The sequence below is a fragment of the Kurthia sp. YJT4 genome, assembly GCF_030219945.1.
GTDB classification, from domain to species: domain Bacteria; phylum Bacillota; class Bacilli; order Bacillales_A; family Planococcaceae; genus Kurthia; species Kurthia gibsonii.
In genome coordinates this window covers 1,865,494-1,891,357 of record NZ_CP126689.1, presented here as the reverse complement: position 1 = coordinate 1,891,357, position 25,864 = coordinate 1,865,494, and the positions used below count along the sequence as shown (strand labels likewise).

Here is a 25,864-nt window from a genome sequence, read left to right as displayed (position 1 = left end):
GGTGATAGAAAATGAATGATGAAATCGTTTGGAAAGATGTTGTTGGATATGAAGGTTTGTATGAGGTGAGTGACACAGGTTTAATAAGAACCTATTCTTACAAAACAACTTACACTAAATATCATGGTATAAGGCATTGGAAACAAAGGATTCTAAAAGATAAAACTCCTAATAATCGTGATACAAGAGTTACTTTATGGAAGAATGGTAAATCGAAGGATTACTTGGTTCATAGGTTGGTTGCTGAAGCATTCATTGTAAAAGTTAATCAAAAAAATTGCATTAATCACATTGATGGGAATCCCAAAAACAACCATGTTTCAAATTTAGAATGGTGTAATCACCAAGAAAATAATAACCATGCTTTTGACAATGATCTCATGTCAACGAATAAAAAAGTTATTTTAGTTAATTCAAATACAGGAGAAACACATTTATTCAGAAGTTATGCTAAAGCAAGCGAATTCTTAGGTCACAATCATGGTTATTTATCACGAGAACTACAGAAAGGTCGCTCTGAAATAAAAGGCTACGAAGTCTTTCTAAGAGCAAATTAACTAAATAGAAGTCTATTTTCGGGTAGGCTTCTTTATTTTTGTCAAAATGAGGTGATTTTATGGGGTTAAAGCTAATCAGTGTTAGTTATTACATCTTAGTGAGAGATAAAAATGAAAAGATTATAACTCCATTCGATGAAGATTATTTTAAGCAACTGAGAAAAGAGGGGTGGCGTAGAGTGGATAGCTTTAACGTCAAACAGAAACGAGCGATTAAGAAATGAATAATTATAATTTTAATGAAATACCAAGTGAGTTGAAAGCTCGTCCGCAATGGATTTTGTGGAAATACGAAGAACGAAATGATAAGAGAACGAAAGTGCCTTATCAACCGAATGGTGAGATGGCACAGGCTAACAATCGCAGCACATGGTCCACATTTGCAACAGCAGTCAAATTTTATATAGATGGTAATTTTGATGGTATTGGCTTCGTTTTCAGCAGACAAGATAACTACATCGGGATTGATATTGATGGATGTGTAATCGATGGAAAGCCTAATGATTTCGCAAATGAAATTATCGAAACCATTGATTCATATACAGAATTTAGTCCAAGCGAAAAAGGCATTCACATTATTATTCGAGGTAACCTTCCACAATCAGTCATGGGCACCGGACGTAAAAATGCACAACATGGTTTGGAGATTTACAGCTACGGTCGGTACTTCACGTTTACGGGTAATAAAGAAAATTCCAACGACGTATATGAACGTACAGACGAACTCGCAGAAGTCTTTGAGAAATATTTCGACGATAGCGATATTCAAGGGCGTGTGAATCTAGCCGAGTTCGAAAAAGATGATATCAAGCACTCAAACGAACAACTGTGGGAAATGATGTTCAGAAGTAAACAAGGCGACAAAATTCGAGCATTATATAACGGTAATTTAATCGATGATGATCACTCATCAAGTGATTTAGCAATGTGTAACTTCTTAGCTTTTTGGACAGGAAAGAGCGCAACACGAATGGACACTATGTTCAGAGAAACAGCACTTATGCGTGATAAGTGGGATGTCATTCATTTTAGCGATACGAACGAAACGTATGGTGAACGCACGATCGCAACAGCCATTTCTTCCACAACTACAACAATCCTTGATAACAAACAAGAATTTGATGAATTTAGTTTTAGCATTACTGGCCAATCGGTAGCAGATGAATCAGTAGAAGAAAAGTTAGATAAAAAGTTTAGATTAACAGAACTCGGTAATGCGGAACGAATCGCTTATCAATATGGAAATGTCATTAAGTATGTAAATGAAATCGGTTGGATGATTTGGGATGGGAAACGCTGGCGTGTGGATGATAAAAAAGAAATCGAGCGTATTACAGCTAAAGTGCTCCGTTCCCTCCACAAGTCAGATGATGAAGTGTTACGTCGTTGGGCAAGTAACTGTGAAAAGCGAAATATCCGAATGAATAGTATCAAGGATTTAATGCCACTTGTTCCAGGATCACGTTCAGAGTTTGATACACATAAATATTTATTCAATGTCGAAAACGGTGTGATTGATTTACAAACAGGCGCATTACTTCCGCACGATCGTAAGTTGGGTATTACAAAAATCGCAAATGTTGAATATGTAGAAGGAGCAGAATGTCCGAATTGGATTGAGTTTCTAAATGCGATTTTTCTGGGTGATCAAGAACTTATCGAGTATATGCAGCGACTAATTGGCTACAGCTTAACGGGTGATATTAGCGAGCAAAACATGATGTTCCTAGTCGGCGGTGGTTCAAATGGTAAATCGACTTTTATTAATACGATTAAAGATTTAATGGGTGAGTACGGTAAACAAGCTAAATCAGATACCTTCATCAAGAAAAAAGAAACAGGAGCTAATAATGATATCGCTCGATTAGTTGGAGCTCGTTTCGTCAGTGCTATCGAGAGTGAAGAAGGTGAGCGTCTTTCTGAATCATTCGTAAAGCAAATTACGGGCGGAGAGCCTGTACTAGCACGATTCCTTAGACAAGAGTTTTTCGAGTTTATTCCAGAGTTCAAGGTGTTCTTTACGACTAACCACAAGCCAATTATCGGAGGTTTGGACGAAGGTATTTGGCGACGTATCAAGCTAATTCCATTTAACTTAAATCTCCCAGCACATAAGCGAGATAAAAAACTTCCTGAAAAACTATCGCTTGAAATGTCAGGTATCTTAAATTGGGCAATCGAAGGTTGCATGAAGTGGCAGCAGTCGGGTTTGAAAGAACCTCGGGCAGTAGCAGAAGCAACAGGTACTTACAAAGAAGATATGGACTTACTTGGACCATTTTTATCCGAGTGTTGTTATGTAGATCAAACAGATATGGAACTAAAAATCGAAGCGAAAGAATTGTATCAAGTCTACGATAGTTTCAGTTTTAAAAGTGGCGATACAGCAGTTAGAAACTCTAGAGCGTTTTATCGCATGCTCGAAACAAAAGGTTTCAAAAAAATGCGAGGAACTAAAAACCGAAATTACTTTTATGGAATTACTTTACAGGAAAGAGCACCAACTGACCGAGTTACTTTTCATCAAGAAAAGGTTACTAATGATAGTGAAAAAGTCCCGTTTTTTGTCAATAAGTAACTATCTAAAAAGAAAAGTAACCCAATGCGAGCCTTAGAGCCATAAGGGTTAAAGACCTGTTGGGTTACTTTAGTTACTTTTTTTTCAGTTCACTAAAAAAATAAAAAATAAATAAATATATATATAAGAGCCTTTATACCCCTACAAAAGTAACTTCCGTAACCCAATCGTTAAAAAGTCAGTCATATCAAGGGTTTGAGTGGGTTACTTTTGTAAAAATAACGGGTTACTTTGGGTTACTTATTGAACGAAGTGTAACCCGAAATTGTATAAAAGAGGTGTTTTTATGAAAGTATTGGAAGTTTTATCTCTATTTTGGAAATCGGGTGCAGTGATGGAGCTTTTACCAACCGGTGAGATTAAATTGTCAAATCATGAAGCAGTTTCTCCTGAAGTTATGGATGCTGCAAAAACTGTTTTCCCACAAATTGAACAATGGTTCAAGAGTTGGGTGAATGCGACTCCTACACAATTAACATTGTGGAAAGCTTATCAGCAATATTGCAATTGGGGAAAAAACGAAAAAATACTCGATTGGCTAAATGGTGATGATCAAGCAGCGCATTTAATGAATGATTGGATGATTGAACTTGGTAAAAATGGTTGGAACGATATATACGACGATTACCGACCGTTTGAAAATGAGCAAACGAACGAGATTGCTAATCGAATTTTTAATAACGCAATCACTTACACAAAAAATAAAAATACTTAAAAGGGGCGCTTGAAAATGGCAATAGATTTAATTAGAACGATAGATGAAATGGAAAGCATAGTAGATTTCAACGAACTTAGAGCTTATGCAAATGAAGCAGCTGACCACTTAGAAGATGCGATGGAAACTCTTAGAAATGTGGACGTAGAAGCAGAAAGTAGTGAAATCGTAAGCGCTATTGATGATGCAATTAATTATATCCACAGCGCACTTAATAACATTCGTTAAGGAGAGAAAGCAATGATTCGTTATTCGTACTCAGATACAGAATTAAAAAAACTACTCGACACATTGACAATTGTTGTGGACACAAGAGAAAACGTAAATGACCATATCTTACGCTACTTACACGAGAAAAAAATTCCGCACGTGAATAAAAAACTTGATACAGGGGATTACTCGGCAATGATTCCTAAAAATCCTGAACTCGGTATTATGCGCGATATTTACTTAGATGCCTGCCTGGAGCGTAAAAACTCTGTGGACGAAATCACAGGGAATTTGCAAAAAGATACACGTAAAGCGTTTGAAAATGAATTGATTCGCTCGAAAGATAAACCGTTCGTTTTAATTTGCGAGGACCTTGAAGGGTACGAAAAAATCTTACGTGGCGACTATCGCAGTCGTTACGATCCAAAAGCTTTACTCGGTACGTTAAAAACTTTCGAAGCACGATACGGTTTTAGCATTGTGTTCATGGATAAAAAATTTAGTGGCAACTACATTTATCATCACTTTTATTACTATGCTCGTGAGTATTTAAAAAAAGGAATGATTTAGATGAACTTGACTAAACAACAAAAAATTAAACTACGTGAGCTTAAACGCTTGCGTAGTCTAATCCAAATGGGTGAGGTTGTCGGTGACTTAGAAAAAGTTCAAGAAGAAATAAAAGTGTTACGTGGTGACGTAATAGCAGCGCCAATGCCGAAGTCAGAATACAAACCGTTGACGGAAGAAGAAATAGAAAAGTCATTCGCTGTTTATAAAGAACTTGCAATGCGAGGAACTATGCAAAAGGTTATGGCGAAAGAAATGAATATTTCACTCCATCGTTTGAATTACTTGGTTAGAAAGTGGAGAAAAGACGAAGCGTACATGAAAGATATCAGAGAGATTACAAACCGTCTTTCCGAAAACGCGAAGTTGTATCTCAAGTATAAAAAAATGGTGAAAAAGAATTTAACGGAGAAAGAAATTTTATTCGTTTTGGATATTACGCAAGAGCAATTCGAAAAGGAGAAATTGATATGGATCAATCAGAAAAAAAATGTAACGTCAGCCAATGACTTCGAAATTGTGGAGGAAAATAAATGAATAAGAATAAACCGAAATGCAAATGTGGTTTAGAGATGAGAGTAATTGAATATCGTGGTTATTACGATACTTTCAAGTTTTGGGGATATGACAAGAATTGCAAATGCACCAAAGGTATAAGAGTTAGAGATTTTGAAGCTGACGAGACAATCACAGGTGCATATGCATAGGGGGATTAACTTGAAAATAAGTGAAGAAATAATGGCAAATGAAATTTTAAGAAACATTCAAGATAAATTTGAAACACAAACCGAAAAAGGAATAGCGAAATATGGGCATACAGTACGCCCAGAATCGCTTTCTGTACTCGAATGGATAAATCATACCCAAGAGGAGTTAACGGACGGGATAGTATACCTAGAATGTCTTAAAAAGGTATACGATCAAATCAGTGAGTGCGAAAACCTGTTTCGTGCAATTGTGGATGAAACAAACGCAGTTAGCACTGAAGCAAATAATGAAGATTTATTGCGAAGTATTCGCAATATAGCACAGGTTGGGTTAGAGGTATTTTCGAAGGAGTAAGAGTGTGTGTTAGAAACATAACACGAAGGAGTAGAGAGAATGGAGAAGTCATTAGGCACATCGCAATACAGATTAAATTATGCAACTGATTATGCAGAAGCAATTAATGAAAATATGAAGCGATTAGAGTTGATTTGGCAGTTAGCAAGAGAAGGTGTAATAACAAAAGAGCAAGCTACTTTAGGAATTAAAAACCATATTCAAATGATTGATGATAACATCGAGTATTTCAAAACATACTATTCTTGGCGTGAGGATATGGAATAATAAATACACATCACGACCGTTATGCGACATAGGAAATGAGGGATAAAAATGACAGATAAAGAATTATTAGAATTTCAAAGAAAAGCAATTTCTTTAACAATTTCTTTATTGAAAGATAAATTAAATTATCATCAAACACTTTATAAACTTACAAATCACAGCAAGAAAAAAGAAAAACACCTACAAAACATTGGAATTACGCAAGATATGATTTCAAGTGTTTATGAAGTGTATGACGACCATAACGCGCATTAATAAATTTAAAAAAGAGGAGAAAAAACAATGAACCAACTAATCGAGAAAGTAAAGCAGTGGTCAATTGAAAAAGGATTAGACCATGCAGAACCTTCAAAACAATTTTTAAAAGTTGTAGAAGAAACAGGTGAGATTGCCGCAGCTATCGCTCGCAATGATATGGAAGAATTACAAGACGCTATCGGCGACACAATTGTTACACTAATCATCTTAGCCCAACAACATGAAATGGAAGTCGAGGAGTGTTTAGAACAAGCCTACAACGTCATCTGTGGACGAACAGGGCGCATGGTGAATGGTGTGTTTGTAAAATCAGAAGATTTATAAAGCGAGGGGAACAGCATGAAGTTACAATGGCTGAAAGATTATAAAGAATTAGAAAGAGATATCGCTTCACTCGAACTAAATTTAGAACGTTCAGAACGTGAGTTACGTCGTTGGGTTCAAGGCGATTTAGCGAAATACAAACTCACAGAAGAATCTATAGCAAGTAATTTGGAAGAAAAAATCGAAGTCATTCGCTACGAACTCGCGTGTAAAATGAATGATCAACGAAAAATACTCGACATGATTTCCAAGTTTGATACGCTGGAGAATAAAATTATTATTGGAAAGTATATTGAGGGTAAAACACTGGAAGAAATCGCAGAAGAACACAGGTACAGCACACAATACATTTATAACAAACACGCCCAATTAAAAAAGACAATTCGCTTCGTTGAGTTAATGGCGATATAGCTTAACAAAATGTTAAGTTAGAATGAAACTATGTTATATCTTGAATATCCACGATATTATGAGAGAGTAATACTTTGCATACGTATTACAACCTCCTTTATATAAGCTGCCAATCACGCGGTTGGTAGCTTTTTATTAAGTTAATCAATTTTGTGTTATTCACATAATTTACCATTAAGGTTAGGATGAACTTAGGAGGTGAAGGGAAATGAATATTAAACGTGATCAAGAAACAGAAGAATTTATTTTAACTTTAGAAAATCATGAAATTTACAAAGATATGAGAACTAAATTCGAAGAAGTTACTAACTTTGGAGAAGAATATTTAGATGAACACGCTAAAATTGTAAACAAGTACGCTTCTGAAAAATACAATATAGCAATTGAAGAAGCAGAAGGTATTTACAATCAAACAGAGTTTAAAATCGCTGCATTTCATACTGAGCGACTCCGTAAAATTAAATGATTAAAAATAAGAGGAGTGAAATAATGAAACAATCCATCTATAACACAAACTCTATAAACTTAAATATCGCAGGCATTCCTGTAACATCACATAAAGAATCATACGAAACAGGAGATACACTAATTCCTGTCGAAATGAAAGTTGTATTAGAAAATGGTGAACTCCTTGAAACAGATGCTGCATATTATCCAAATCAAGATAAATTCATTATTAACGAGTAGCATCCTTCGGGGTGCTTTTTCTATATAAAATAAATAATATTTTAATCATATAAGTAATAGACACCTTCCGTACAATTGTAGTGGGAGGTGAGATTGGATGGATTTATATAGAGAAATAGAATTGAATGATCCTGCAGTTGTAAGAAAAGAGTTAGAAAAAGTAATAAAAATTTCTGTTTTTAGTAGAAGAATCGACGTAAAAAGAACTGATAAATTAATCCTTTTAGATAAATGGAAGGTAGATTTAACTGAAATGTATTCTACAGAAGAATTAACTTTAATGTATAAAACACTCGAAAAAGAGGAGAAAAGAGATTCTGTGATTTTAACTAAATCAATAGGGACTATAGCATTAACAATAGCTATAATCGCGCTGATTATGGATACGTTTATAGTTGACGAAGATGAAGGTTTTTTATTTTTTACTGTCATGATAGCGAAGTTTTTTGCAATGATAACCATTTCTATGTCTTTTTTTAAAAACTCTAGAATAAATAATTTAGAACAAAAACAAGAGGAAAGCAGAAGGGTTTACCTTCCGGTTATTAAAGCAGCTTTAAATCTCAATAGTGAAGGTGGTAACTGATATGCAGTTGCGACCTTTTTATTTACTCAATACTAAAAAAGCAATTAGCATATGTGAGGTGATAGCCATTGATTGATAAAAAATTAACACTCAAACAACAAACATTCGCAGAACATTACATCGAAACGGGTAACGCAACAGAATCAGCTGTGAAGGCTGGTTATAGTAAAAAATACGCAAACACAAATGCAAGCAAGCTACTACAAAACACTACAGTTAAATCTTACATCGAAGAAAAGCTTTCCGAGATGTCATCAGAACGAATTGCAAGCGCCACAGAGGTCATGGAATACTTAACGAAGGTAATGCGTCGTGAACATAAAGAATACGTTCCTGTGACGATTATGAAAGAAAATTCGAAATGGGTGAACGGGAAGAAACAGACTTCTAAAATTGAAGAAGTGAAGATTGTGGAAATACCAGCAAAACTATCGGATGCGAATAAAGCAGCTGAATTGCTCGGTAAGCGATACAAACTATTCACTGATAAACTTGAAGCTTCTACTTCTACACAAGTGGTGATTGTGGATGACATCTAACGTGAAGAAGGTCAAACTTTCTGAAATCATTACAGAGCAATTTAAACCGTTTTGGAGAGCTTCTAGGTCTAAGAAACATCTACGGTATGTATTAAAAGGTGGTCGTGGTTCAGGAAAGTCTTTTCACATTCCTATGCGTATCTTGACCGATGTTATGGAATATCCGGTGTCAGCGCTCGGCATACGTAAAGTACAAAATACAATTCTGAAATCTATTTACGCTAACTTCAAAGCAGCTGCAAATATCATGGGAGTTCGTGATTCTTTTCGATTCGTAGATTCACGATTAGAAATTACTTATCTTCCGAGAGGGAACAAAATTTACTTCGCAGGCGCCGATGATCCAGAGAAAATCAAATCAATTAAAGATGCCGATTTCCCACTTGCAATCGTATGGTTTGAAGAATTAGCAGAATTTAAAAATGAAGATGATGTATCAACAATTGAAAATTCCATTCTTCGAGAGGAGTTGGAAGGGAGGATTCATTCTGAATCAGAACGCAAAAAAGCGTACCCTTTTGACTACTCTTTTTATTATTCTTATAATCCGCCAAAGCGCAAACAAAGCTGGGTGAATAAGAAGTTTGAGAGTGCATTTGTGGATGAAAACACATACGTGGATCATTCAACTTATTTGGGTAATCCATTCTTATCAAAGAAATTCATTGAAGAAGCTGAAAATGTAAAAAAGAATAAACCTATGAAGTATCGCTGGGAGTATCTTGGTGAGCCTATTGGAAGTGGTGTTGTACCATTCGACAATTTAAAAATTGAAAAAGGTTGTATCACTGACGAAATGGTTGCATCGTTTGATAATATTCGTAACGGTATCGACTACGGTTATGCTACAGATCCGTTAGCATTTGTGCGCTGGCATTACGACAAGAAAAAGAATGGTATTTATGCAATCGATGAACTTTATGGACAAAAAATAAGTAATAGAGAACTTGCGAAGTGGCTTCATAAAAAGAATTATCAATCTGATGTGGTTGCAGCAGAAAGCGCTGAACCTAAGTCGAACGATGAATTGAAAAATGAACATGGTATTAAAAGAATTAAAAAAGTTATAAAAGGTCCTGATAGTGTGGAATACGGCGAGGAATGGTTAGATGATTTAGATTTCATTTGCATTGATCCATTACGTACACCAAATATCGCTAGAGAATTTGAAAACATCGATTATCAAACAGATAAAGATGGTAATCCTAAAGCACGACTAGAGGACAAAGATAACCACACGATTGATGCCACGCGTTACGCATTTGAAGCAGATATGAAGAATAAAACAGGATTCACATTCTTGAAATAAGGAGGTACAGGATGAACATTTATAATTTCAATGGAACATATACAGACGCTTTGATTGCGCAAATTAAGTCGAATGCACCGAAACAAATTGATGATATTAAAAAAATGTATGACGATTTTGATAATAGTCAAATGTTAGCTGGTGCAAGGTACTATGCAAACGAAACGGATGTATTAATGAAACAAATATTCACATATATAGATGAACAAAAAGTAGTTGATCATGACGCAACAAACGAAAAAGTTCCAAGTGGTCTGCATAAAATTTTAGTAGACCAAAAGGTTGCTTACTTAAGTGGTGAGCCGATGTCGTTTGGTAGTCGTTCAGATAACAGAGATATTCTCGTAACGTTAGAAGAATTAATCGGAGAGCAGTGGGAAGATACGCTTGCTGAATTGATTAAGAATGCATCTAATAAAGGTTTAGAATGGCTTCATCCTTTTGTTAATGAAGAAGGCGACTTCGATTATATGATTGCTGAAGCGGAACAAGTTATACCAATTTACGACCGTTCTAAACGTAATCAATTAGTAGCGGCTATTCGTTTCTATAGCGTCAGTGAAAATCATGTAAAGTTAGAGTTCTGGACCGCAGATGATGTCACATATTACGAAGTCATTGATAATAAAATTTATTTAGATGTGACATACGAAGTGAATCCAGCGCCGCATTTCACAAACGCAGAGGGTACAGAGTGGAAGTCGTGGGGGATGGTGCCTTTTATTAAATTTGCGAATAATAAAGAAGAATTGAGTGATTTACATTTCAACAAACGTGCAATTGATGCGTATGAATCTCTAGTAAGTAAATCACAAGATACTATTATCGATATTCAAGAATTAATCAACGTCTTGAAAGGTTATGAAGGCGAATCTTTAGCTGAATTCAATGCGAATTTACGACGTTATAAGGCAATCAAAGTATCAGAAGAAGGTGGTATCGATACACTGAAAGCTGATATTCCGACACAAGCGTATCAATTACAAGCTGAAATGCTACGAAAAAACATCATTACTAGCGGACAAGGTGTAGATCCATCACCAGAAATCATCGGCGATGCACCTTCTGGAGTTGCACTGCAAAACTTATATGCACTACTCGACATGAAAGCTTCAATGCTTGAGCGTAAGTTTACATTAGCTTTACGAATGTTTATGAAGTTTATTGAAGTATATTGTGAATTAGCTAATCGTGGTGAATTTAATTATCGCGATGTCACATTTACTTTCAACAAAATGATTTTGACGAATGAAGCAGAAATCATTCAAATGGCACGAGATAGTGTCGGCGTTATTTCTGATACAACAATCTTAGAAAATCATCCATGGGTGAGTGATATTGGGCAGGAACAGGAACGATTAGCTAAACAGAAAGAGTCTGAATTAAGTGCATACGATAGTCGATATGGCGACTTAGGTGGTGAGGACAATGGCGAAACAGATTCATAATCAACTCGACATCATTGAGCGTGTGGACAGAATGATTGAACAATCTGAATCAGAAGTAGAAGAACTCCTTTCCAAGCGATTACGAGAGATTCTGAACAGTTTAAGTGCGATGTATAACAAGTTTGTCGTAGATGATAAAACAAGTTACACAGATTTAAATAAGTACAATCGACTGTCTAAAGAATTGGAGCGAATCGCTAATCAACTGAATGAGGATTATAAAGCGATTGTTAAGATGATTGAACATTCAACAGAAAGAATTTATGTCGAGCAATACTTGATGATGGCTTATTTGTTCGAAGTGTATCAATCAACGGAAGATGGCTTTAGTTTACCCACAGAAGATACAGTAGCAGCAGCACTCGTTAATCCAATTGAGTTTTTGAGATTACCAGCAGTTTTGAAGGAACATCGGAATGAAATCATTCGTAAGCTTCACATTGAAATATCATCATCTCTACTTGCTGGAGAAGGTTATTGGAAGATGGCTGAACGCATTGAAAAGGCTGTTGGATTTAGTCAATACAAAGCGAGAGCGGTCGCTCGTACAGAGGGTGGACGTGCTAGAAGTCTATCCGACCAGGCAGTAACCGAAGAAATGAAGCAATATGCTGACATTGATGATGTTTGGTTATCGTCACTAGATCATAAAGTACGAACAGCGCACAGAAAGTTAGACGGACAGGTTGCAGACGAAGAAGGCTACTTCCACTACAAACTGTGGAAAGCCAAAGGGCCACATTTATGGAACGTAGCGAAAATGGATATTAATTGTCGTTGCGTGAAGTTAAAACTCGTAAACGGTCAATTACCTAGCGTGCGACGTGGACGTGACTACAAAGACGATAAGTATCAACAAAAGCTTGCTGATCGTATCGACTTATACATGGAAGATGGTTACACGTATGCACAAGCGTACAAGATGGCAGATAAAGAAATACTTCCACCAAGCACAACAATGCCTTATGTGACCTTTGATGAGTGGAGAAAGAGATATAGTTGACAAGCATATCATAACAATGTCATTCACTTAGTTACATTATTTCTATATAATTCCTTTTAGGAGGGGTTATATGAACAAAAAGTTTATATTTTTTGCAGGAGTTATTTTCATTATTTTTTTTGGAGTTATGCAAGTTGCAGCTATTTCCATGCTCGATAAAAATAATGTAATAGTTTTAGTAAGCGGCATAATGGGTTTGTTCGGTGGTGTTATAGGTGCGACAACAGCTTATTATGTTGCTAAAAAACAAATAGATAAGCAAGATAGTATGAAGAAAATGGATTTAAAATTAGAAATTTTTATTCCAGCAGTTAAGGATTTTGAAAGAATAAAGAGTGAAATAATCAAGACTTTAAATGATTTTGAAAAATTTAAATGTAGTTTATATACGAAAGAAGAATTTGAGGAATTGCGTAAGAAAAGCAGTGATGAGGTGAAAAAGATTTGGGGAAATATTATGGAAAATTCACTGTACTTAAAAATGGCTTTTCCTGGGGAAATAGATTTAAGTAAAATACGATCATCATCAATGTCTTGTTATATCGATAAATTCGAAGATATGAAAGGTAAACTAGATTATGAACATGCTGATTATTTCAGAATGTTGTATTGTAAGGGAATCAATGAAGCTATTGAAACACTAGAAAAAGAAGTAGAAAACATCCTTTTGGATTAACACCTCGTCTTTAGTCACAGACGTTAAACAAGGCTATTTTTTATGCCAAAAATCGTGTCAGACACGTTAAAAATGAGAGGAGCATATATAAATGAATAAAGAACAATTAGTCGCATTAGGATTAAGCAAGGAGCAAGCTGACAAGGTCGTTGAAGGTTTTGGCAAGATGATTCCGAAATCGCGATTAGATGAAAAAATCGCAGAAGTAAACGACTATAAACAACAACTTGCTGATCGTGATACACAGCTTGCTGATTTACAAAGCAAAGCGAATGGCAACGAAGAACTACAAGCGCAGATTCAAGCGTTACAGCAGCAAAATGAACAAGCAAAAGCTGAATACCAACAAAAACTAGACAAGAAAGACTTTGACTTTGCACTTACGGAAGCGCTACGTGACGCAAAAGCAAAAAATCCGAAAGCTGTTAAGGGTCTGTTAAACATTGAAGGTATTAAGCTTGAAGGTGACAAGTTGATTGGACTATCGGAGCAATTAGACGCGCTGAAACAGTCTGATGATTATTTATTCACATCAGACAAACTAAAAGGTGGCACTCCACCACAAGGCGGTACACCACCAGCAATTACAAAAGAACAATTTGCTTCAATGTCATACATGGAAAAAGTTGATTTGTATAACGAAGATGTAGAGTTGTTCAATAAATTATCGGAATAGGAGAGATACACATGAAACAAGTATTTAAACCATTAAAATTAGATATTCAATTCTTTGCACAAACGAAAGCGGCGGACTTAATCAACCCACAAGTTTTAGCGCCAGCTATTTCAGCGCAGTTGGATAAAGCGATTCGTTTCACACCTTATGCAACGCTTGATAATACGTTAAAAGGTACATCGGGCGATACAATTACACGTCCAAAATACGCATACATCGGAGCAGCGGCAGACTTAACAGAAGGTGTGCCAATGAATACTGATAAGCTATCAATGACTACTACTACAGTGACTGTCAAAGAGGCGGGTAAAGCTGTGGAAATCACCGAAAAAGCTATCATCACAAACGTAGAAGGTACAGTTAATGAAGCTACTAAACAAATCGGTATGGCAGTGGCAGATAAAGTGGAAATTGATTATTTAGCAACGTTAGAAAAATCTTTACTAACAGCACCTGGTTCACCAACTTCTATTGATTCAATCTTAGCTGCAATTGATGTATTCGATTTAGAAGATGAAATGGATATGGTTTTATTCGTTAACACCAAAGATTATACGAAATTAGTTAAGTCGCTATTCAATGTCGGCGGAACTACTCAACAAACAGCAATCACAAAAGCACAAGTGGCAGAGTTACTTGGTATTAAAGATATCGTCAAAACAAAACGTGTTACGGAAGGTAAAGGTTATTTACAACTTTTCGGAGCAGTCGAAATTGTGAAGAAAAAAGAAATTGAATTAAAAACAGATCAGGACATTTTAGCACGCACAATTGTATTAGCAGCTAATACTTACTACACTACGAATTTATACAATGACAACGGTGTAGTGAAATTTACAGGTATTTAGAGGGCTTTTATAAGCCTTCTTTTTTTACTGAAAGGGGTTGAACACAAATGATGTTACGAAGATACCATGAACGAAAAGAATCGAATGAAGTTGAAGCAGTCGATTACGAATCATTGAAGGTCGATGAACTGAAACAGCTATTAGATGAGCGAGAAATCGCATATACATCTGAAATGAAAAAAGCTGATTTAATCGGATTGTTAGTCGGTGAAGCAAATGCTACTAACTGATGAACAAGTGACTAAATTAATGATGATCAATAACGAAGTAATCACCACAGAAAAAACAGAGCATTACAAAATGTTGGCGCCGATTTATTTTGATGTGGCTGTTGAATACTGTAATAACCCAGCGATTACGATTGATAACGCATTAGTATTTATTGCTAAAGCAATCCAATTTTACAGTAACAAAGCAGGTTTAGTTAGTCGTTCAATGGGAACGGTCAGCTATGCGTACACGACTGATTTACCCACATCAGTGCTACTACTACTAAAACCTTATAAAAAGTTGAGGTGGTAGTATGTGCGATGAATTTCCACACTTAGCGACAATATACAAGATGGGTGAAGCGTATGAAGATGATTCGGGTGGTTTTGTCGAAGGTGGGCCAGTCGATTTGTTTACCATGCATTGCTTTGTGGACACACCGTCCTCACAAGAACAATACAATGCCATGCAGTTGCAAAACTCGTTTGATAGATACATTTACTATCCGAACGATTATAAACTCTTAAACGAGCATTTTGTACGTTATGAAGGCATTGAATACGAACAAGTCGGTAAACCACTAGATCAAGGTGGGCAAGGTGAAATCTATCGTGTGAAGTTACGTGAGGTGAAGAAATGAGTGTCACTCGTTTTGGTAGTCGTGCATTATCTTCAGCGTTAAGACGCTGGGGAAATCAAATAGAAGATGAAATTAAACGTATTGTTGTGGAAACAGCAGCAGTTATTCAAACGGAAGCACGAGCGAGAGCGCCTGTTGACAGTGGGTATCTTAGACAATCTATTGAAGTTGAAGTGCTTCAAGGTGGTTTAACAGCAATCGTTACTGTGGACGCAGATTACGCCATTTATATCGAATATGGCACAGGTATTTACGCTAAAAACGGTAACGGCAACAAAGATGGTTGGGTTTTTTACTCCGAAAAATACGGTGAGTTTGTGTTCACTAGAGGTATGGAAGCACAGCCTTTTTGGTTCCCGGCTATTGAGGTCGGGCGACAATATTTCCGTAGAGAAATGCGTAGGTTAGGTAGGTGATGATATGTCACTTGTTTTTGGAGCATTACAAAAAGCAATTTTAGACAGGCTACGGAGTGATGTAGCAGTCACAAGTTTACTCAACAAAGAACTTAATACAAAAGGCATTTACGATTACGTCACTGAAAGCACTGTATATCCATACATTGTCATCGGTGAACCACGCGTAGATGCCTTTTCTGTTAAATCAGAAGATGTCAAAGACTATACCATCACATTACACATTTGGAGTAATTACAAAGGCAACAGTGAAGCGTATAAGATTTTGTCAGCGATTTATGAATCACTCAAATACAAATTAAAAATAAGTGGATATAACACAGTCAAAACATCATGCAGTGATACGCGTGTCTTTACAGACATCGACGGTATTCACCGACATGGTGTTTTTACTTTGAAAATTTCACTACAGAAGGAGAAATGAAAATGAGTTTAAAAAATGGTAAAGATACAATTATGTTAGTACAGCCCGTCGATGCAGAGCATGGAACAGCAGCGCTTGTTATTGCTAATCAAACGGAATCATCATACTCGATTGAAAATGATATCAAGGATGAGCAAACGAAGTTTGGGCGTATCGTTGGTTACGGTAACAACTCTGAATCGTTCGAAGTATCGGCATATGGCGCTAAAAAGGACCCGGGACAAATGGCAGTTCTAAAGGCGATTGAGGACAAAAAACAGCTAAAAGTGTGGGAAGTTGACGTGAATTTAGATCCTTTAGATAAACATGACGCGATGTTTGCTTATGTAATCGTAGAATCTGCAGAACGCTCGAATGCTCAAGACGGTTATGAAGAAATTTCAGCTACATTACAGGTTTATGGGAAAGCGCAACATGGACAAATCGATAAATTACCGTTAGAGGTTATCGAGTTCGGTCAATACGGATTCGAGAAACCAGGTCAATTTAAAGGTGAAGCTGATAGTCGTGTGGAAGCACCACCAGGACCTTAGTAAATAAAAAACGAGAGGGGCATAACGCTCCTCTTTTTCATTTCTAATACTTAAAAAATAATCAATTGGAGGTCATTTATATGACATTAACATTAACAGTAGGCAAAAAAGAATATACAGCAAAGGCTTCATTTGCATTTTTAAAAGAGGTAGAAAAACTCGGAACATATAGCGAGAAAACAAATAAAGAAGAAGGTGGATTAGAAACACTTTTACAAGGTTTAGTACAAAACGAACCAACATCATTAGTCGACTTTTGGGTTGCAGCTACTGCCCACAATACGAAAAAAGAAATTCCATCACGAAGTGAAATCGAATCAGCATTAGAAGAACATATCGAAGAAAATGGTTTAGATGAATTATTTAAATCAGCTTATAACTTCATGCGTAACAGTGGTTTTTTCGCGAAGAAAGTCAAGACGTTCTGGGAAATGTTCGAGATGGCGGAAACGCTGGGTCAGACGGACGAGGAAAAAGAGCAGAACAAATCGATGGTCGAATACATGATGAAACTGAAAGCAGAAATCGAAGCGTAGTCGACTTTAATCAACTCGAAATCGATGCAGTACAGTATCTCAATATCACCGATTTTGATTATCTGTACTCGCTTGATTTGCGTGAGTGGGGAAACATGCTGAAAGGTGCTATGTTGCGTGATATTAAAGCATATGAAGATATGGCAGTACAAGCTATATTCACAGCTAGAGCATCTAATGAAAAGCGTGTGGACGTTAAAAAGCTATTCAATGCAGATAAAGCTAAAAGGCAAATTTTAAAACAAGAAGAACCGAAGAAAGATTTCACTCGTTTTGATAAAGCTCAAAAAGCAATGCAAAACTTTGTGATTAAAAGTAGTTAAAAGGAGGGACACATATGGCATTTGAACGTTTTACAGCAATGGTCGGCGCAAATATTCGTGAGTTTACTCGTAAAATACAACAAGTTGATGCGAATATACGCAAAACAGCTAGTGGCGCAAATGTAAATATCGGTGCGAATGTTCGCGAATTTATGCGAAAGATGATTCAAGTACGTGCGCAAACGAATTTACTTAAAGCAAGTAATGCAGAAATTAATATACAGGCTGATACAAGTCGTTTTAATCGCACTGTTGCGATGTTAAAGGCTAAGATGTTAGCTTTATCAGCTAGTAAAGTTGTTATTGCAATTAAAGCAGATTACAACAATGTGAAAAAATTCTTTGGTGAGTTGCGCCAAGGCTATCAAGCAGGTCAAGCTATGATGGGGAAAATCGCAACATCTATGCGTAACTTCGCTGAACTTGTGGGCACATCTTTACAAGGTGCGTTTATGTCAGTGTTGCCAGCTATTAGTCCGATACTTGCCAATGTCGGAGCATTAATTGGTAATCTCGGTGTCATGATTGGGGTTATGGCTGGGCAAGCGACAGCATTTGTATTTGGAGCAGCTACAGCATTTGCTGGATTTGGTGCTTCATTAGCGCTTGTCATTGGTAATGTTAAGCAACTATACGATGAAAATGCGAAGTTAAATGCGCTTCAAAAAGAAACGAAATCGGCTATCGACGGTATTAAAACAACTTTTGATGGATTAGTTAAATTAACGCAAAAGCCAATCCTTGAAGGTGTCAAAACAGGTGCGCAAACAGCGTCGTCTTTATTAAAGCAATTACAACCACTTTTTGTTTCATCGGCTAATGCTTTCAAGCAACTTATGTCCACACTGAAACAATCACTTGGTACACCACCTGTTCAACAATTCATTCAATACTTAAATAAAGAGGGCGCACCAATGATGGTGACGTTCGGTAAAGCAGTCGGTAATATTTTTAAAGGCTTAGGTTCAATGTTTGTCGCATTTGCCCCTTTGACAAAAACAGTGTCGCAAGGTTTTTTAGAAATGACACAATCGTTTGCAAAATGGGCCCAAGGATTACAAAAGAGTGAGAAGTTTAAATCATTTATTTCGTATGTACAAGCTAATATGCCGAAGATTAGTAGTATTTTTGGTAATGCAATTGTTGGTGTTGTAAATTTCTTCAGTGCATTTAGTGGATCAGCAAGTGGTATGATGACGAGTTTACAATCTTTAATGCAACGATGGAGAGCGTGGAGTGCCGCACTTGGGGAAAATCAAGCATTCCAAAACTTTTTAAACTATGTTAAAGCTACAGCACCATCAGTTATGTCGCTAATCGGCAATCTAACAACATTTTTAGTCAATCTCGGTATCGGTCTGGCACCACTTGGAGCAAAAATCTTAGAGTTGGCTAATAAGTTTTTGCAGTGGACTAACAATATGATGAAAAGTAATCCTGTCATCGGACAAATCATTGCTGTATTGGTATCTCTTACAGGTGCAGTCATGGCAGTATTACCATGGATATTAACATTCGGGACAATGTTTGTGCGCATTATTCCCACAATCACGAGATTTGCTACTAGCGTATCCGGTATCATGCCTAAAATAACAAGTTTAGGTTCTAGCATACTAAACGTCGCTCGCTTAGCGTTGCCGTGGCTTTTAAGAGGATTCGCATTACTCACAGGTCCGATTGGGATAGCTGTAGGAGTAATAGCGACAGTTGTAGCGGCTTTGATAAGAGTTTATCAAACATCAGCTGTTTTCCGAGAACAACTTTCAACAGCTTTCAATGCTGTAAAAGAAGTTATTGTTACAGCATTCGGTGCAGTAAAAGACTTCATTTTAACCACATGGGAATCTATTAAAAGTATTTGGACGAGCAATAGCGCGCAAATACAAACTATCGGTTCATCAGTGTGGACAGTAATACAGACAATTGTTACAACAGCTATGACAATAATTTCAACTGTAATCACAAATGCAATGAGTGTGATTACAACAATTTTCTCTACAGTATGGCCTTTGATTTCAATGATAATTAAAAATGCTTGGGAAGTTATCAAGGGTGTTGTAACGATAGGTGTAGCTTTGATAAAGGGTATAATAACAGTCTTTTTATCCGTATTAACAGGCGATTGGAGTAGAGCTTGGGAAGCTATCAAAAATACAGTTACAACTATTTGGAATGCTATTAAATCAGCAGCCACTTCTATTTTTAATAATTTAAAAGCTTCTATTTTAACTGTGTGGAACAACATTAAAGCGAATGCGAGCAGTGCATGGAATAGTATCAAAGCAGTCATCATCGCAGTTATTACAGTATTACGCGCTGGCATCACAAGTGGTATTAATGCGATTCGTACCGTTGTATCGAGCGTATGGAATGCGATTAGAAGTGTTTCAACAAGTGTGTGGAACGCAATCAGAAGTGTGATTACATCAGTAGTCAATGCGATTAAATCACGTGTCACAAGCACATTCAGCGCTTTACGTTCGAGTGTATCTTCTATTTTTAGTGCAATTCGTACCGTTGCGAGTAGTATTTGGAATGCAATTCGTTCAGTGATCAGCAGTATTGTAACGAGCATTAAATCAAAAGTAACAAGTACGTTCAGTGCTATGCGTTCGTCAGTCGCTTCAATTACAAGCGCAATTCGTAGTGTAGTTTCAAGTGGATTTAATGCGATGCGCTCGGTTATTTCTTCTATTATGAGTAGCATTCGTTCAGTTGTTTCAAGTGCATGGAATGGTATTCGTAGTGTTGTATCAAGTGCTGTGAGTTCCGTCCGTAGTGTCGTATCAAGTGGTTTCAACGCTTTAAAATCAGTGGTTACGAGCGCGATGAGCAATGTTGTGAGTGCGATTAAAAACGGTTGGAATAATGCAGTGAACTTCTTGAAAAGTATTAATCTAACGAGCATTGGACAACATATCATTCAAGGTTTAATCAATGGGATTAAATCAAAAATTAGTGCAGTTGTGAGCGCAGCTAAAGCAATTGCTGATAGAGTTAAAAATACAATTAAATCAGCGATGGATATTCATTCTCCTTCGCGTGTAACAAAAACTTTAGGTGAACACACAGGACAGGGTTTTGCGAATGGTATCAAGTCTAAAACATCAACTGTGGAAAAATCAGCGAAAGCAGTAGCAGCCGCGGCTAAAAAATCTTTCTCTGATGGCATGAAAGGTTTGGATTTAAAATTAAGCGCTGGGACAATTAGTACAGCATCTTATGTAAAGCAGGCAAAAGCACTCGGACAAAAATACAAGTCGGTTACAAATGCACAAAATACCGTCAACGCTAAAATTGCTAAAGCTACAACTAAAAAAGCACTAGCAACACAAAGAGCACGTAACGCTAAAGTAATTGCAGACCAAAAAGCGTTTAACTTAAAACTTGCTAAATACGATAATCAGTACAATGCGAGTAAAAAGACAACGAACGATACAAATAAATATGTTGCTAAAGTGAGTGCGTTAGCTAAGCAATACAAGCAAAATGAAGCGATTCAAAACAAAGCGAACGCAAAAATTATTAGTGCAGAAAAGAACGTAGCGGCGAATCTTTTATCCACACGAAAAAACACCGTAAGTAAGCTATTATCTAGCAATAAGATACTTACAGATAAGCAGTTACAGTCGATTAGCAAACTTGCGAAAGAGTACCCGAAAAACTCGAAAGAACGTATCTACTTTGAAAATCAGTACACTAAAGCAGTTAAGCAAAATGCAAAATTGCAGTATGAAGCAAACAAAACCAAAGTAGAAAATATTCTTGCTAACGAAAAATTAAGCGCAGCACAACAAATCGCTAAAATCATTGAAATTGGTAAAGCTTACAAAAAAGGTTCAGCAGAACGTGCATATTTCGATGAACAGGCTAGTAAGAAGAAAAAAGAAATCTATGATGGTCTAATCGCATTAAACGAGAAGTACACAAATGCTATTCAAGAAGCTAACCAAAAATTAATAGACGGTGAAAAAGCATTAAATGCTGAATATGAAAAAGCAGTAGCAGATCGTGCTAAAACATTGAGTAGTTTTACATCGCTATTTAGTGAAGTACAAAAGACAGCAGACGTTACTTCTACTCAACTTAAGAGCAATTTGCAAGACCAAGTCACAACACTTAAAGAATGGGCGAGTAATATCAACTCGTTAGCTTCAAAGGGTGTCGCTGGTTCATTACTTGAAGAATTACAACAACTTGGCCCGAACGCTTCGTCTGAAATCGCCGCATTAAATACAATGTCTGAAGCAGAGTTAAAAGAGTATATTGCATTGTGGGAAGAAAAGTCGAAATTTGCAACAGATGTAGCAACACAAGAATTAGTCGGATTGCGTAAAGATACAGACACGCAAATCACAGCATTACGCGCTGAAACAGCTAAGCAATTGGCTCAATACAATGCCGAGTGGCAAGCAGAAATTAAAAATTTAACAGGTCAAACGACTAATAAATTTAATGCTTTAACAGCGAGTATGCCAGCGATTGGGCGAAATGTAATCAAAGGTATGCAAAACGGTTTAACTTCTATGACACCAGCATTACTGGCGCAAGCGAAAGCAATCGCAGATGCCATCAAATCGACAATTCAAAGTGCGTTGGATATCCACAGTCCAAGTAGATGGGGCGACAAATTTATTGGACGTAATCTAGTGCTGGGTATGATTAACGGTATTGATCGTATGAAAAATCAAGCAGTTGCGACAGCTTTAGACCTAGCCGAATCGGTTAAATCTGAAATGGCAAGTGGATTGAGTGTAGCGACAGGATTAGGTACAGTAAGCGAAATGAAATCGTCAATCAGTAAAGAACTTCAAGTAAAAGTGAAGGTTGAATTAGACGGTAACGGAACAGGCAGTGGTAGCAGTGTCGTAATCAATAATCAATACGATACTAGACACCTTTCCGAAGCTGAATTAGCACGACAACAGAAACGTCAAATGCAGTCATTAGGTCTGAAATTTTAGGAGGTCAGTAGATGGAAACAGTCGAATTTACCAATAGTTTGGGGCAGTCAGTGAAGTTTGCTGACGCTCCATTTTTTATACAATCGGTTACAGGTCTTGGTGATGTATCAGCAAATATACAACTTCAAAAGTCGGCATATAATGACGGTTCATCTTTTATCGATGCATTGTTAGACGAAAGGGAAATCGGATTAGATTTTTTAATCGTGGCTAATGCAGAGGCAAGAGAAACATACGGAGATGTATCACGTATGCGAGAACACGTTGCAACAGTCCTTAATCCGAAACTAGGTCAAGGTGTTTTAAAGTACGAAAACGAACGCATTGTACGTCTGATAACGTGCATAGCCGATAGTGTTCCACAGTTTAATGATGGTGGGGACAGAACGGAAATGATTCAGAATGGTTCGGTGAATTTCGTTGCTCCAAATCCGTATTGGCGCTCAACTAAAATCGAAGAAGAACCAGCATTCAAACCATTGTTCCAATTTCCATTCAGTGGACCGTTTCAAATGGGATTACAACAGGATAAACGCATTATCAATAACGACGGAAACGCACCGACACCAATTTTTATTGAGTTTCATGGTCCAGCGACCAACCCGAAAATTATCAATAATACAACAGGCGAATTCATTCATGTGAAGCAAAATTTACTCGAAGGTGAACGTATGATTATCGACACATCAGCAGATAATAAAACAGTTTGCTTTGTATCAGAAGATGGAACATCACGTAACGTCTTTCATTGGATTACGCTCGATTCAACTCTTTTCAACCTATGTATTGGTGAGAATGAAATCGAGTACACAGCAGATAACGATATTCAAGGTGCGATCGTAAATATCAGTTACAACAAGTTATATAACGCAGTATAAGGAAGGGTGGTAACATGGCAGAAATATTCAAGTTTTTCAATAGCGCTCCAGGAGATGAGCGTTGGCATTATGCGTCAGATTTCGCAGACTACTTCGGTGGTGTTTTATCAGATGGCATTTTGCATACAGATAAACAAACCGATTTAGGTTTAAGAGTAAGAGTTGTACCAAATACTCTTACAACTAAAGTAGCTGCAGGAAAAGCGATTATTAAAGGATATGCGTATGAAAATACGACGGAGTTAATTTTGAAACACGATATCCCAGAACCGACATTAAAACGTATTGATCGTATTGTTTTGCGATTAGATTTATCTAATTCAAGTCGCTATGTAAAATTGTTTGTAAAAAAAGGTGCTTCAGCAACTTCGCCAATCGCACCAACTTTGCAACGCGATCAATACATTCATGAATTATCATTAGCACAAGTCTTGGTAAGGGAAAATACAACGCAGCTTATTGAAACAGATTTAAAAGATGAACGTATGATTGAAAGTTTGTGTGGATTAGTTTCGTCTATCATTAGTGTGCCGACAACGCAATTTCAGGAACAGTGGGACACGTGGTTTGAAAGTGTGAAGAATGAAGGGTTTGCACCATACGCTGACACAGGTTTTAAGCAAAATTTAAAAACGACAGATAAAACGACAATTGTAGGAGCTGTAAATGAATTAAAAGAAGATTATGTACGTTCACCAGGATACGCTACAGCTACAGGCACTAACGCTTACGCAGTTACGTTAAATCCAGCACCCACAAGTTACAAAGATGGTATGGGATTAGTTATAAAAATCAATACAGCAAGCACAGGTGCAACAACGATTAATGTGAATGCATTAGGAGCTAAACCTATTTTAAAAGCCAATGGTGCGCCAGTTAGTGATTTGAAAGCAGGTGCAGTGTATTCAATTCGTTATAACGGGACGGCTTTTATGTTACAGGGTGAAGGGGGAGATGAAAAAGCTATAAAAACTTTATTATATAACCAAACATTTAATACTACTTTTGGCAGATTAACTTATGTAGATAACGATGTCTTGTGTTATATAAACAGTAGGATTTGTTATAAAGTAAGTAAAACAACTGGAACTCTATTAAAAACAATAGATACATCTTCTTTACAAACTTCAAGTTGGACATTAAGAAGTTATACACCAGATGGATTTGTGCTAGGAAATTCCGGTTATACACTCTATGTTTATGATGAATTATCGACATTATTATATTCTTTACCATCCTCAGCGTATGGCGGTGTGCATTTTTATATAGCAAATTACGGTTTTTATTCCACAGCATATTACAACGGAAATAGTATTTCAATTGGAATATCGCGTTTTAATGCTTCGCAAACGTATGTAGGGGAACTTTATCAATTAAATGTTACTTCGTCATCGATTATCAATAGCGTTCCATTGACAGTAGTAAAAAAACAATCAGGTGAGCTACATTTCGTTCTAAATACTACAGTTAATGACCTTGAATATTTTCGTGATATACTTTTGACAATTGCTACCGCTAGTAAAATAACAGATACAACACTAGCTAATTTCAAAGCTATAAGTTCAGCTGCAACCAAAAACTTATCATCAATTAGCGTACAGGAAGGGTGGAAACAATGAAATATTTAAAAATTATTAATATCAATCCAAAAGGCATGATTGATTATAAAACGTTAGATATCAATCAATTTGTAGCAGGTACACAAGTATATGATTTAGAAAACGGTGTGTGCTTAGTCAAAACATCAGAGGATAACTATACACCACATGCAGATATTATTGAATTAACAGAAGCTGAGTATAACGAACAACGTGACATTATTAATTCGATGTCTCCACAAGTTCAAGAAAAAAATGAAATTGACGAATTGAAAGCAGAAAATGAAGCGTTGAAAGCATCGCAACTTGAACAAGACACGTTAATCATGGAATTAATACTAGGAGGTGCAGTGTAATGGCGAAATCACACGCGGTTTACAATTTATTTTTACGAAATTGGCAGAACCGAGTAGCAACAGAAGTCGAATTAGACTTAGCAATCGCAAAAGGTTTTTTAGATGAAGCAGACAAATTAGCAATTATGGCGACACCTCAAATTCCGTTAGATAAATCAGTCAATTAACATTTTTTTGATATATAAAGCGTAAAAATATGGTAGCTATATTCAATAGTTTTTTATATTCTATTATCAAGTATAGAGAAAGTGAGGTGAGTTAA

35 protein-coding genes are annotated in these 25,864 nt (G+C 36.5%); all 35 read left to right on the top strand.

Features of this window, described 5'->3' with window-relative positions:
- The first annotated feature begins 11 nt into the window (after positions 1–11).
- The 35 genes from QN089_RS09360 (at position 12) to QN089_RS09190 (ending at position 25,769) form a co-directional block, all read left to right on the top strand.
- The gene (locus QN089_RS09360; RefSeq protein WP_285215175.1) at positions 12–557 is read left to right on the top strand and encodes an NUMOD4 domain-containing protein; all 546 of its coding nucleotides are present in this window, start codon (positions 12–14) and stop codon (positions 555–557) included.
- 220 nt (positions 558–777) lie between these two features.
- Positions 778–3,135: a phage/plasmid primase, P4 family gene (locus tag QN089_RS09355; protein ID WP_285215174.1), complete on the top strand. Its 2,358-nt coding sequence runs from the start codon at positions 778–780 to the stop codon at positions 3,133–3,135.
- 286 nt (positions 3,136–3,421) lie between these two features.
- Positions 3,422–3,850: a hypothetical protein gene (locus QN089_RS09350; protein ID WP_285215173.1), complete on the top strand. Its 429-nt coding sequence runs from the start codon at positions 3,422–3,424 to the stop codon at positions 3,848–3,850.
- Positions 3,851–3,865: 15 nt separating this feature from the next.
- Positions 3,866–4,078, top strand: coding sequence for a hypothetical protein (locus tag QN089_RS09345; protein WP_285215172.1), 213 nt, complete (start codon positions 3,866–3,868; stop codon positions 4,076–4,078).
- Positions 4,079–4,090: 12 nt separating this feature from the next.
- Positions 4,091–4,630 carry an ERCC4 domain-containing protein gene (locus tag QN089_RS09340; RefSeq protein WP_285215171.1) on the top strand — a complete coding sequence of 180 codons (540 nt, stop codon included), beginning with the start codon at positions 4,091–4,093 and terminating at the stop codon, positions 4,628–4,630.
- Positions 4,631–5,167: a hypothetical protein gene (locus QN089_RS09335; protein ID WP_285215170.1), complete on the top strand. Its 537-nt coding sequence runs from the start codon at positions 4,631–4,633 to the stop codon at positions 5,165–5,167.
- Positions 5,164–5,337, top strand: coding sequence for a hypothetical protein (locus QN089_RS09330; protein ID WP_285215169.1), 174 nt, complete (start codon positions 5,164–5,166; stop codon positions 5,335–5,337). Before QN089_RS09335 ends, QN089_RS09330 begins: the two co-directional genes overlap by 4 nt.
- Positions 5,338–5,347: 10 nt before the next feature.
- Positions 5,348–5,692, top strand: coding sequence for a hypothetical protein (locus tag QN089_RS09325; RefSeq protein WP_285215168.1), 345 nt, complete (start codon positions 5,348–5,350; stop codon positions 5,690–5,692).
- A gap of 39 nt (positions 5,693–5,731) precedes the next feature.
- Entirely contained in the window at positions 5,732–5,959 is a 228-nt protein-coding gene (locus QN089_RS09320; RefSeq protein WP_285215167.1) for a hypothetical protein, read from the top strand.
- A gap of 48 nt (positions 5,960–6,007) precedes the next feature.
- On the top strand, positions 6,008–6,214 hold the full coding sequence (locus QN089_RS09315) for a hypothetical protein (protein WP_285215166.1): 207 nt from the start codon (positions 6,008–6,010) through the stop codon (positions 6,212–6,214).
- Between the two features lie 27 nt (positions 6,215–6,241).
- Positions 6,242–6,541: a MazG-like family protein gene (locus tag QN089_RS09310; RefSeq protein ID WP_285215165.1), complete on the top strand. Its 300-nt coding sequence runs from the start codon at positions 6,242–6,244 to the stop codon at positions 6,539–6,541.
- Between the two features lie 15 nt (positions 6,542–6,556).
- Positions 6,557–6,952, top strand: coding sequence for a hypothetical protein (locus QN089_RS09305; RefSeq protein ID WP_285215164.1), 396 nt, complete (start codon positions 6,557–6,559; stop codon positions 6,950–6,952).
- 208 nt (positions 6,953–7,160) lie between these two features.
- The gene (locus QN089_RS09300; protein WP_285215163.1) at positions 7,161–7,418 is read left to right on the top strand and encodes a hypothetical protein; all 258 of its coding nucleotides are present in this window, start codon (positions 7,161–7,163) and stop codon (positions 7,416–7,418) included.
- Between the two features lie 23 nt (positions 7,419–7,441).
- Complete coding sequence (locus QN089_RS09295) at positions 7,442–7,639, top strand: hypothetical protein (protein ID WP_285215162.1); 198 nt, start codon at positions 7,442–7,444, stop codon at positions 7,637–7,639.
- Between the two features lie 97 nt (positions 7,640–7,736).
- Positions 7,737–8,225 (top strand): hypothetical protein, encoded by a 489-nt coding sequence (locus QN089_RS09290; protein ID WP_285215161.1) that lies wholly within the window; start codon positions 7,737–7,739, stop codon positions 8,223–8,225.
- 68 nt (positions 8,226–8,293) lie between these two features.
- Positions 8,294–8,764, top strand: coding sequence for a terminase small subunit (locus tag QN089_RS09285; RefSeq protein ID WP_285215160.1), 471 nt, complete (start codon positions 8,294–8,296; stop codon positions 8,762–8,764).
- Positions 8,754–10,073 (top strand): PBSX family phage terminase large subunit, encoded by a 1,320-nt coding sequence (locus QN089_RS09280; RefSeq protein ID WP_285215159.1) that lies wholly within the window; start codon positions 8,754–8,756, stop codon positions 10,071–10,073. Before QN089_RS09285 ends, QN089_RS09280 begins: the two co-directional genes overlap by 11 nt.
- 11 nt (positions 10,074–10,084) lie before the next feature.
- On the top strand, positions 10,085–11,521 hold the full coding sequence (locus QN089_RS09275; RefSeq protein WP_285215158.1) for a phage portal protein: 1,437 nt from the start codon (positions 10,085–10,087) through the stop codon (positions 11,519–11,521).
- Positions 11,502–12,524: a phage minor head protein gene (locus QN089_RS09270; RefSeq protein WP_285215157.1), complete on the top strand. Its 1,023-nt coding sequence runs from the start codon at positions 11,502–11,504 to the stop codon at positions 12,522–12,524. Before QN089_RS09275 ends, QN089_RS09270 begins: the two co-directional genes overlap by 20 nt.
- Positions 12,525–12,594: 70 nt before the next feature.
- A complete protein-coding gene (locus tag QN089_RS09265) occupies positions 12,595–13,200 on the top strand; it encodes a hypothetical protein (protein ID WP_285215156.1) in 606 nt (201 codons plus the stop codon).
- Between the two features lie 91 nt (positions 13,201–13,291).
- Complete coding sequence (locus tag QN089_RS09260; RefSeq protein ID WP_285215155.1) at positions 13,292–13,876, top strand: phage scaffolding protein; 585 nt, start codon at positions 13,292–13,294, stop codon at positions 13,874–13,876.
- Positions 13,877–13,887: 11 nt separating this feature from the next.
- A complete protein-coding gene (locus tag QN089_RS09255; RefSeq protein ID WP_285215154.1) occupies positions 13,888–14,724 on the top strand; it encodes a N4-gp56 family major capsid protein in 837 nt (278 codons plus the stop codon).
- 47 nt (positions 14,725–14,771) lie between these two features.
- A complete protein-coding gene (locus QN089_RS09250) occupies positions 14,772–14,954 on the top strand; it encodes a HeH/LEM domain-containing protein (RefSeq protein ID WP_285215153.1) in 183 nt (60 codons plus the stop codon).
- Positions 14,932–15,246 (top strand): head-tail connector protein, encoded by a 315-nt coding sequence (locus tag QN089_RS09245; RefSeq protein WP_481810417.1) that lies wholly within the window; start codon positions 14,932–14,934, stop codon positions 15,244–15,246. Before QN089_RS09250 ends, QN089_RS09245 begins: the two co-directional genes overlap by 23 nt.
- A 1-nt stretch (position 15,247) precedes the next feature.
- The gene (locus tag QN089_RS09240) at positions 15,248–15,574 is read left to right on the top strand and encodes a phage head closure protein (RefSeq protein ID WP_285215152.1); all 327 of its coding nucleotides are present in this window, start codon (positions 15,248–15,250) and stop codon (positions 15,572–15,574) included.
- Entirely contained in the window at positions 15,571–15,990 is a 420-nt protein-coding gene (locus QN089_RS09235) for an HK97-gp10 family putative phage morphogenesis protein (protein ID WP_285215151.1), read from the top strand. The genes QN089_RS09240 and QN089_RS09235 overlap by 4 nt, the downstream gene beginning before the upstream one ends.
- Before the next feature lie 4 nt (positions 15,991–15,994).
- Complete coding sequence (locus tag QN089_RS09230) at positions 15,995–16,414, top strand: DUF3168 domain-containing protein (RefSeq protein ID WP_285215150.1); 420 nt, start codon at positions 15,995–15,997, stop codon at positions 16,412–16,414.
- 2 nt (positions 16,415–16,416) lie between these two features.
- Positions 16,417–16,947 carry a phage major tail protein, TP901-1 family gene (locus QN089_RS09225; RefSeq protein WP_285215149.1) on the top strand — a complete coding sequence of 177 codons (531 nt, stop codon included), beginning with the start codon at positions 16,417–16,419 and terminating at the stop codon, positions 16,945–16,947.
- A gap of 80 nt (positions 16,948–17,027) precedes the next feature.
- Positions 17,028–17,483, top strand: a complete 456-nt coding sequence (locus QN089_RS09220) for a tail assembly chaperone (RefSeq protein ID WP_285215148.1) — start codon at positions 17,028–17,030, stop codon at positions 17,481–17,483.
- 95 nt (positions 17,484–17,578) lie between these two features.
- Complete coding sequence (locus QN089_RS09215) at positions 17,579–17,806, top strand: hypothetical protein (protein ID WP_285215147.1); 228 nt, start codon at positions 17,579–17,581, stop codon at positions 17,804–17,806.
- 14 nt (positions 17,807–17,820) lie between these two features.
- Positions 17,821–22,770, top strand: a complete 4,950-nt coding sequence (locus QN089_RS09210; RefSeq protein ID WP_285215146.1) for a hypothetical protein — start codon at positions 17,821–17,823, stop codon at positions 22,768–22,770.
- A gap of 11 nt (positions 22,771–22,781) precedes the next feature.
- The gene (locus QN089_RS09205; protein WP_285215145.1) at positions 22,782–23,648 is read left to right on the top strand and encodes a phage tail family protein; all 867 of its coding nucleotides are present in this window, start codon (positions 22,782–22,784) and stop codon (positions 23,646–23,648) included.
- A gap of 14 nt (positions 23,649–23,662) precedes the next feature.
- On the top strand, positions 23,663–25,267 hold the full coding sequence (locus QN089_RS09200; RefSeq protein WP_285215144.1) for a hypothetical protein: 1,605 nt from the start codon (positions 23,663–23,665) through the stop codon (positions 25,265–25,267).
- Entirely contained in the window at positions 25,264–25,602 is a 339-nt protein-coding gene (locus QN089_RS09195) for a hypothetical protein (RefSeq protein ID WP_285215143.1), read from the top strand. Before QN089_RS09200 ends, QN089_RS09195 begins: the two co-directional genes overlap by 4 nt.
- The gene (locus QN089_RS09190) at positions 25,602–25,769 is read left to right on the top strand and encodes a hypothetical protein (RefSeq protein WP_285215142.1); all 168 of its coding nucleotides are present in this window, start codon (positions 25,602–25,604) and stop codon (positions 25,767–25,769) included. The genes QN089_RS09195 and QN089_RS09190 overlap by 1 nt, the downstream gene beginning before the upstream one ends.
- Positions 25,770–25,864: the final 95 nt, after the last annotated feature.

Bases quoted from the DNA above. Each gene is read 5' to 3' on its own strand.
- QN089_RS09220 (WP_285215148.1), top strand. From the start codon at position 17,028: ATGACATTAACATTAACAGTAGGCAAAAAAGAATATACAGCAAAGGCT.
- QN089_RS09340 (WP_285215171.1), top strand. From the start codon at position 4,091: ATGATTCGTTATTCGTACTCAGATACAGAATTAAAAAAACTACTCGAC.
- QN089_RS09200 (WP_285215144.1), top strand. From the start codon at position 23,663: ATGGCAGAAATATTCAAGTTTTTCAATAGCGCTCCAGGAGATGAGCGT.
- QN089_RS09300 (WP_285215163.1), top strand. From the start codon at position 7,161: ATGAATATTAAACGTGATCAAGAAACAGAAGAATTTATTTTAACTTTA.
- QN089_RS09240 (WP_285215152.1), top strand. From the start codon at position 15,248: ATGTGCGATGAATTTCCACACTTAGCGACAATATACAAGATGGGTGAA.
- QN089_RS09210 (WP_285215146.1), top strand. From the start codon at position 17,821: ATGGCATTTGAACGTTTTACAGCAATGGTCGGCGCAAATATTCGTGAG.
- QN089_RS09310 (WP_285215165.1), top strand. From the start codon at position 6,242: ATGAACCAACTAATCGAGAAAGTAAAGCAGTGGTCAATTGAAAAAGGA.
- QN089_RS09235 (WP_285215151.1), top strand. From the start codon at position 15,571: ATGAGTGTCACTCGTTTTGGTAGTCGTGCATTATCTTCAGCGTTAAGA.
- QN089_RS09225 (WP_285215149.1), top strand. From the start codon at position 16,417: ATGAGTTTAAAAAATGGTAAAGATACAATTATGTTAGTACAGCCCGTC.
- QN089_RS09230 (WP_285215150.1), top strand. From the start codon at position 15,995: ATGTCACTTGTTTTTGGAGCATTACAAAAAGCAATTTTAGACAGGCTA.
- QN089_RS09335 (WP_285215170.1), top strand. From the start codon at position 4,631: ATGAACTTGACTAAACAACAAAAAATTAAACTACGTGAGCTTAAACGC.
- QN089_RS09190 (WP_285215142.1), top strand. From the start codon at position 25,602: ATGGCGAAATCACACGCGGTTTACAATTTATTTTTACGAAATTGGCAG.
- QN089_RS09320 (WP_285215167.1), top strand. From the start codon at position 5,732: ATGGAGAAGTCATTAGGCACATCGCAATACAGATTAAATTATGCAACT.
- QN089_RS09305 (WP_285215164.1), top strand. From the start codon at position 6,557: ATGAAGTTACAATGGCTGAAAGATTATAAAGAATTAGAAAGAGATATC.
- QN089_RS09255 (WP_285215154.1), top strand. From the start codon at position 13,888: ATGAAACAAGTATTTAAACCATTAAAATTAGATATTCAATTCTTTGCA.
- QN089_RS09205 (WP_285215145.1), top strand. From the start codon at position 22,782: ATGGAAACAGTCGAATTTACCAATAGTTTGGGGCAGTCAGTGAAGTTT.
- QN089_RS09350 (WP_285215173.1), top strand. From the start codon at position 3,422: ATGAAAGTATTGGAAGTTTTATCTCTATTTTGGAAATCGGGTGCAGTG.
- QN089_RS09290 (WP_285215161.1), top strand. From the start codon at position 7,737: ATGGATTTATATAGAGAAATAGAATTGAATGATCCTGCAGTTGTAAGA.
- QN089_RS09280 (WP_285215159.1), top strand. From the start codon at position 8,754: ATGACATCTAACGTGAAGAAGGTCAAACTTTCTGAAATCATTACAGAG.
- QN089_RS09195 (WP_285215143.1), top strand. From the start codon at position 25,264: ATGAAATATTTAAAAATTATTAATATCAATCCAAAAGGCATGATTGAT.
- QN089_RS09275 (WP_285215158.1), top strand. From the start codon at position 10,085: ATGAACATTTATAATTTCAATGGAACATATACAGACGCTTTGATTGCG.
- QN089_RS09355 (WP_285215174.1), top strand. From the start codon at position 778: ATGAATAATTATAATTTTAATGAAATACCAAGTGAGTTGAAAGCTCGT.
- QN089_RS09315 (WP_285215166.1), top strand. From the start codon at position 6,008: ATGACAGATAAAGAATTATTAGAATTTCAAAGAAAAGCAATTTCTTTA.
- QN089_RS09260 (WP_285215155.1), top strand. From the start codon at position 13,292: ATGAATAAAGAACAATTAGTCGCATTAGGATTAAGCAAGGAGCAAGCT.
- QN089_RS09295 (WP_285215162.1), top strand. From the start codon at position 7,442: ATGAAACAATCCATCTATAACACAAACTCTATAAACTTAAATATCGCA.
- QN089_RS09345 (WP_285215172.1), top strand. From the start codon at position 3,866: ATGGCAATAGATTTAATTAGAACGATAGATGAAATGGAAAGCATAGTA.
- QN089_RS09265 (WP_285215156.1), top strand. From the start codon at position 12,595: ATGAACAAAAAGTTTATATTTTTTGCAGGAGTTATTTTCATTATTTTT.
- QN089_RS09330 (WP_285215169.1), top strand. From the start codon at position 5,164: ATGAATAAGAATAAACCGAAATGCAAATGTGGTTTAGAGATGAGAGTA.
- QN089_RS09270 (WP_285215157.1), top strand. From the start codon at position 11,502: ATGGCGAAACAGATTCATAATCAACTCGACATCATTGAGCGTGTGGAC.
- QN089_RS09215 (WP_285215147.1), top strand. From the start codon at position 17,579: ATGCTGAAAGGTGCTATGTTGCGTGATATTAAAGCATATGAAGATATG.
- QN089_RS09250 (WP_285215153.1), top strand. From the start codon at position 14,772: ATGATGTTACGAAGATACCATGAACGAAAAGAATCGAATGAAGTTGAA.
- QN089_RS09360 (WP_285215175.1), top strand. From the start codon at position 12: ATGAATGATGAAATCGTTTGGAAAGATGTTGTTGGATATGAAGGTTTG.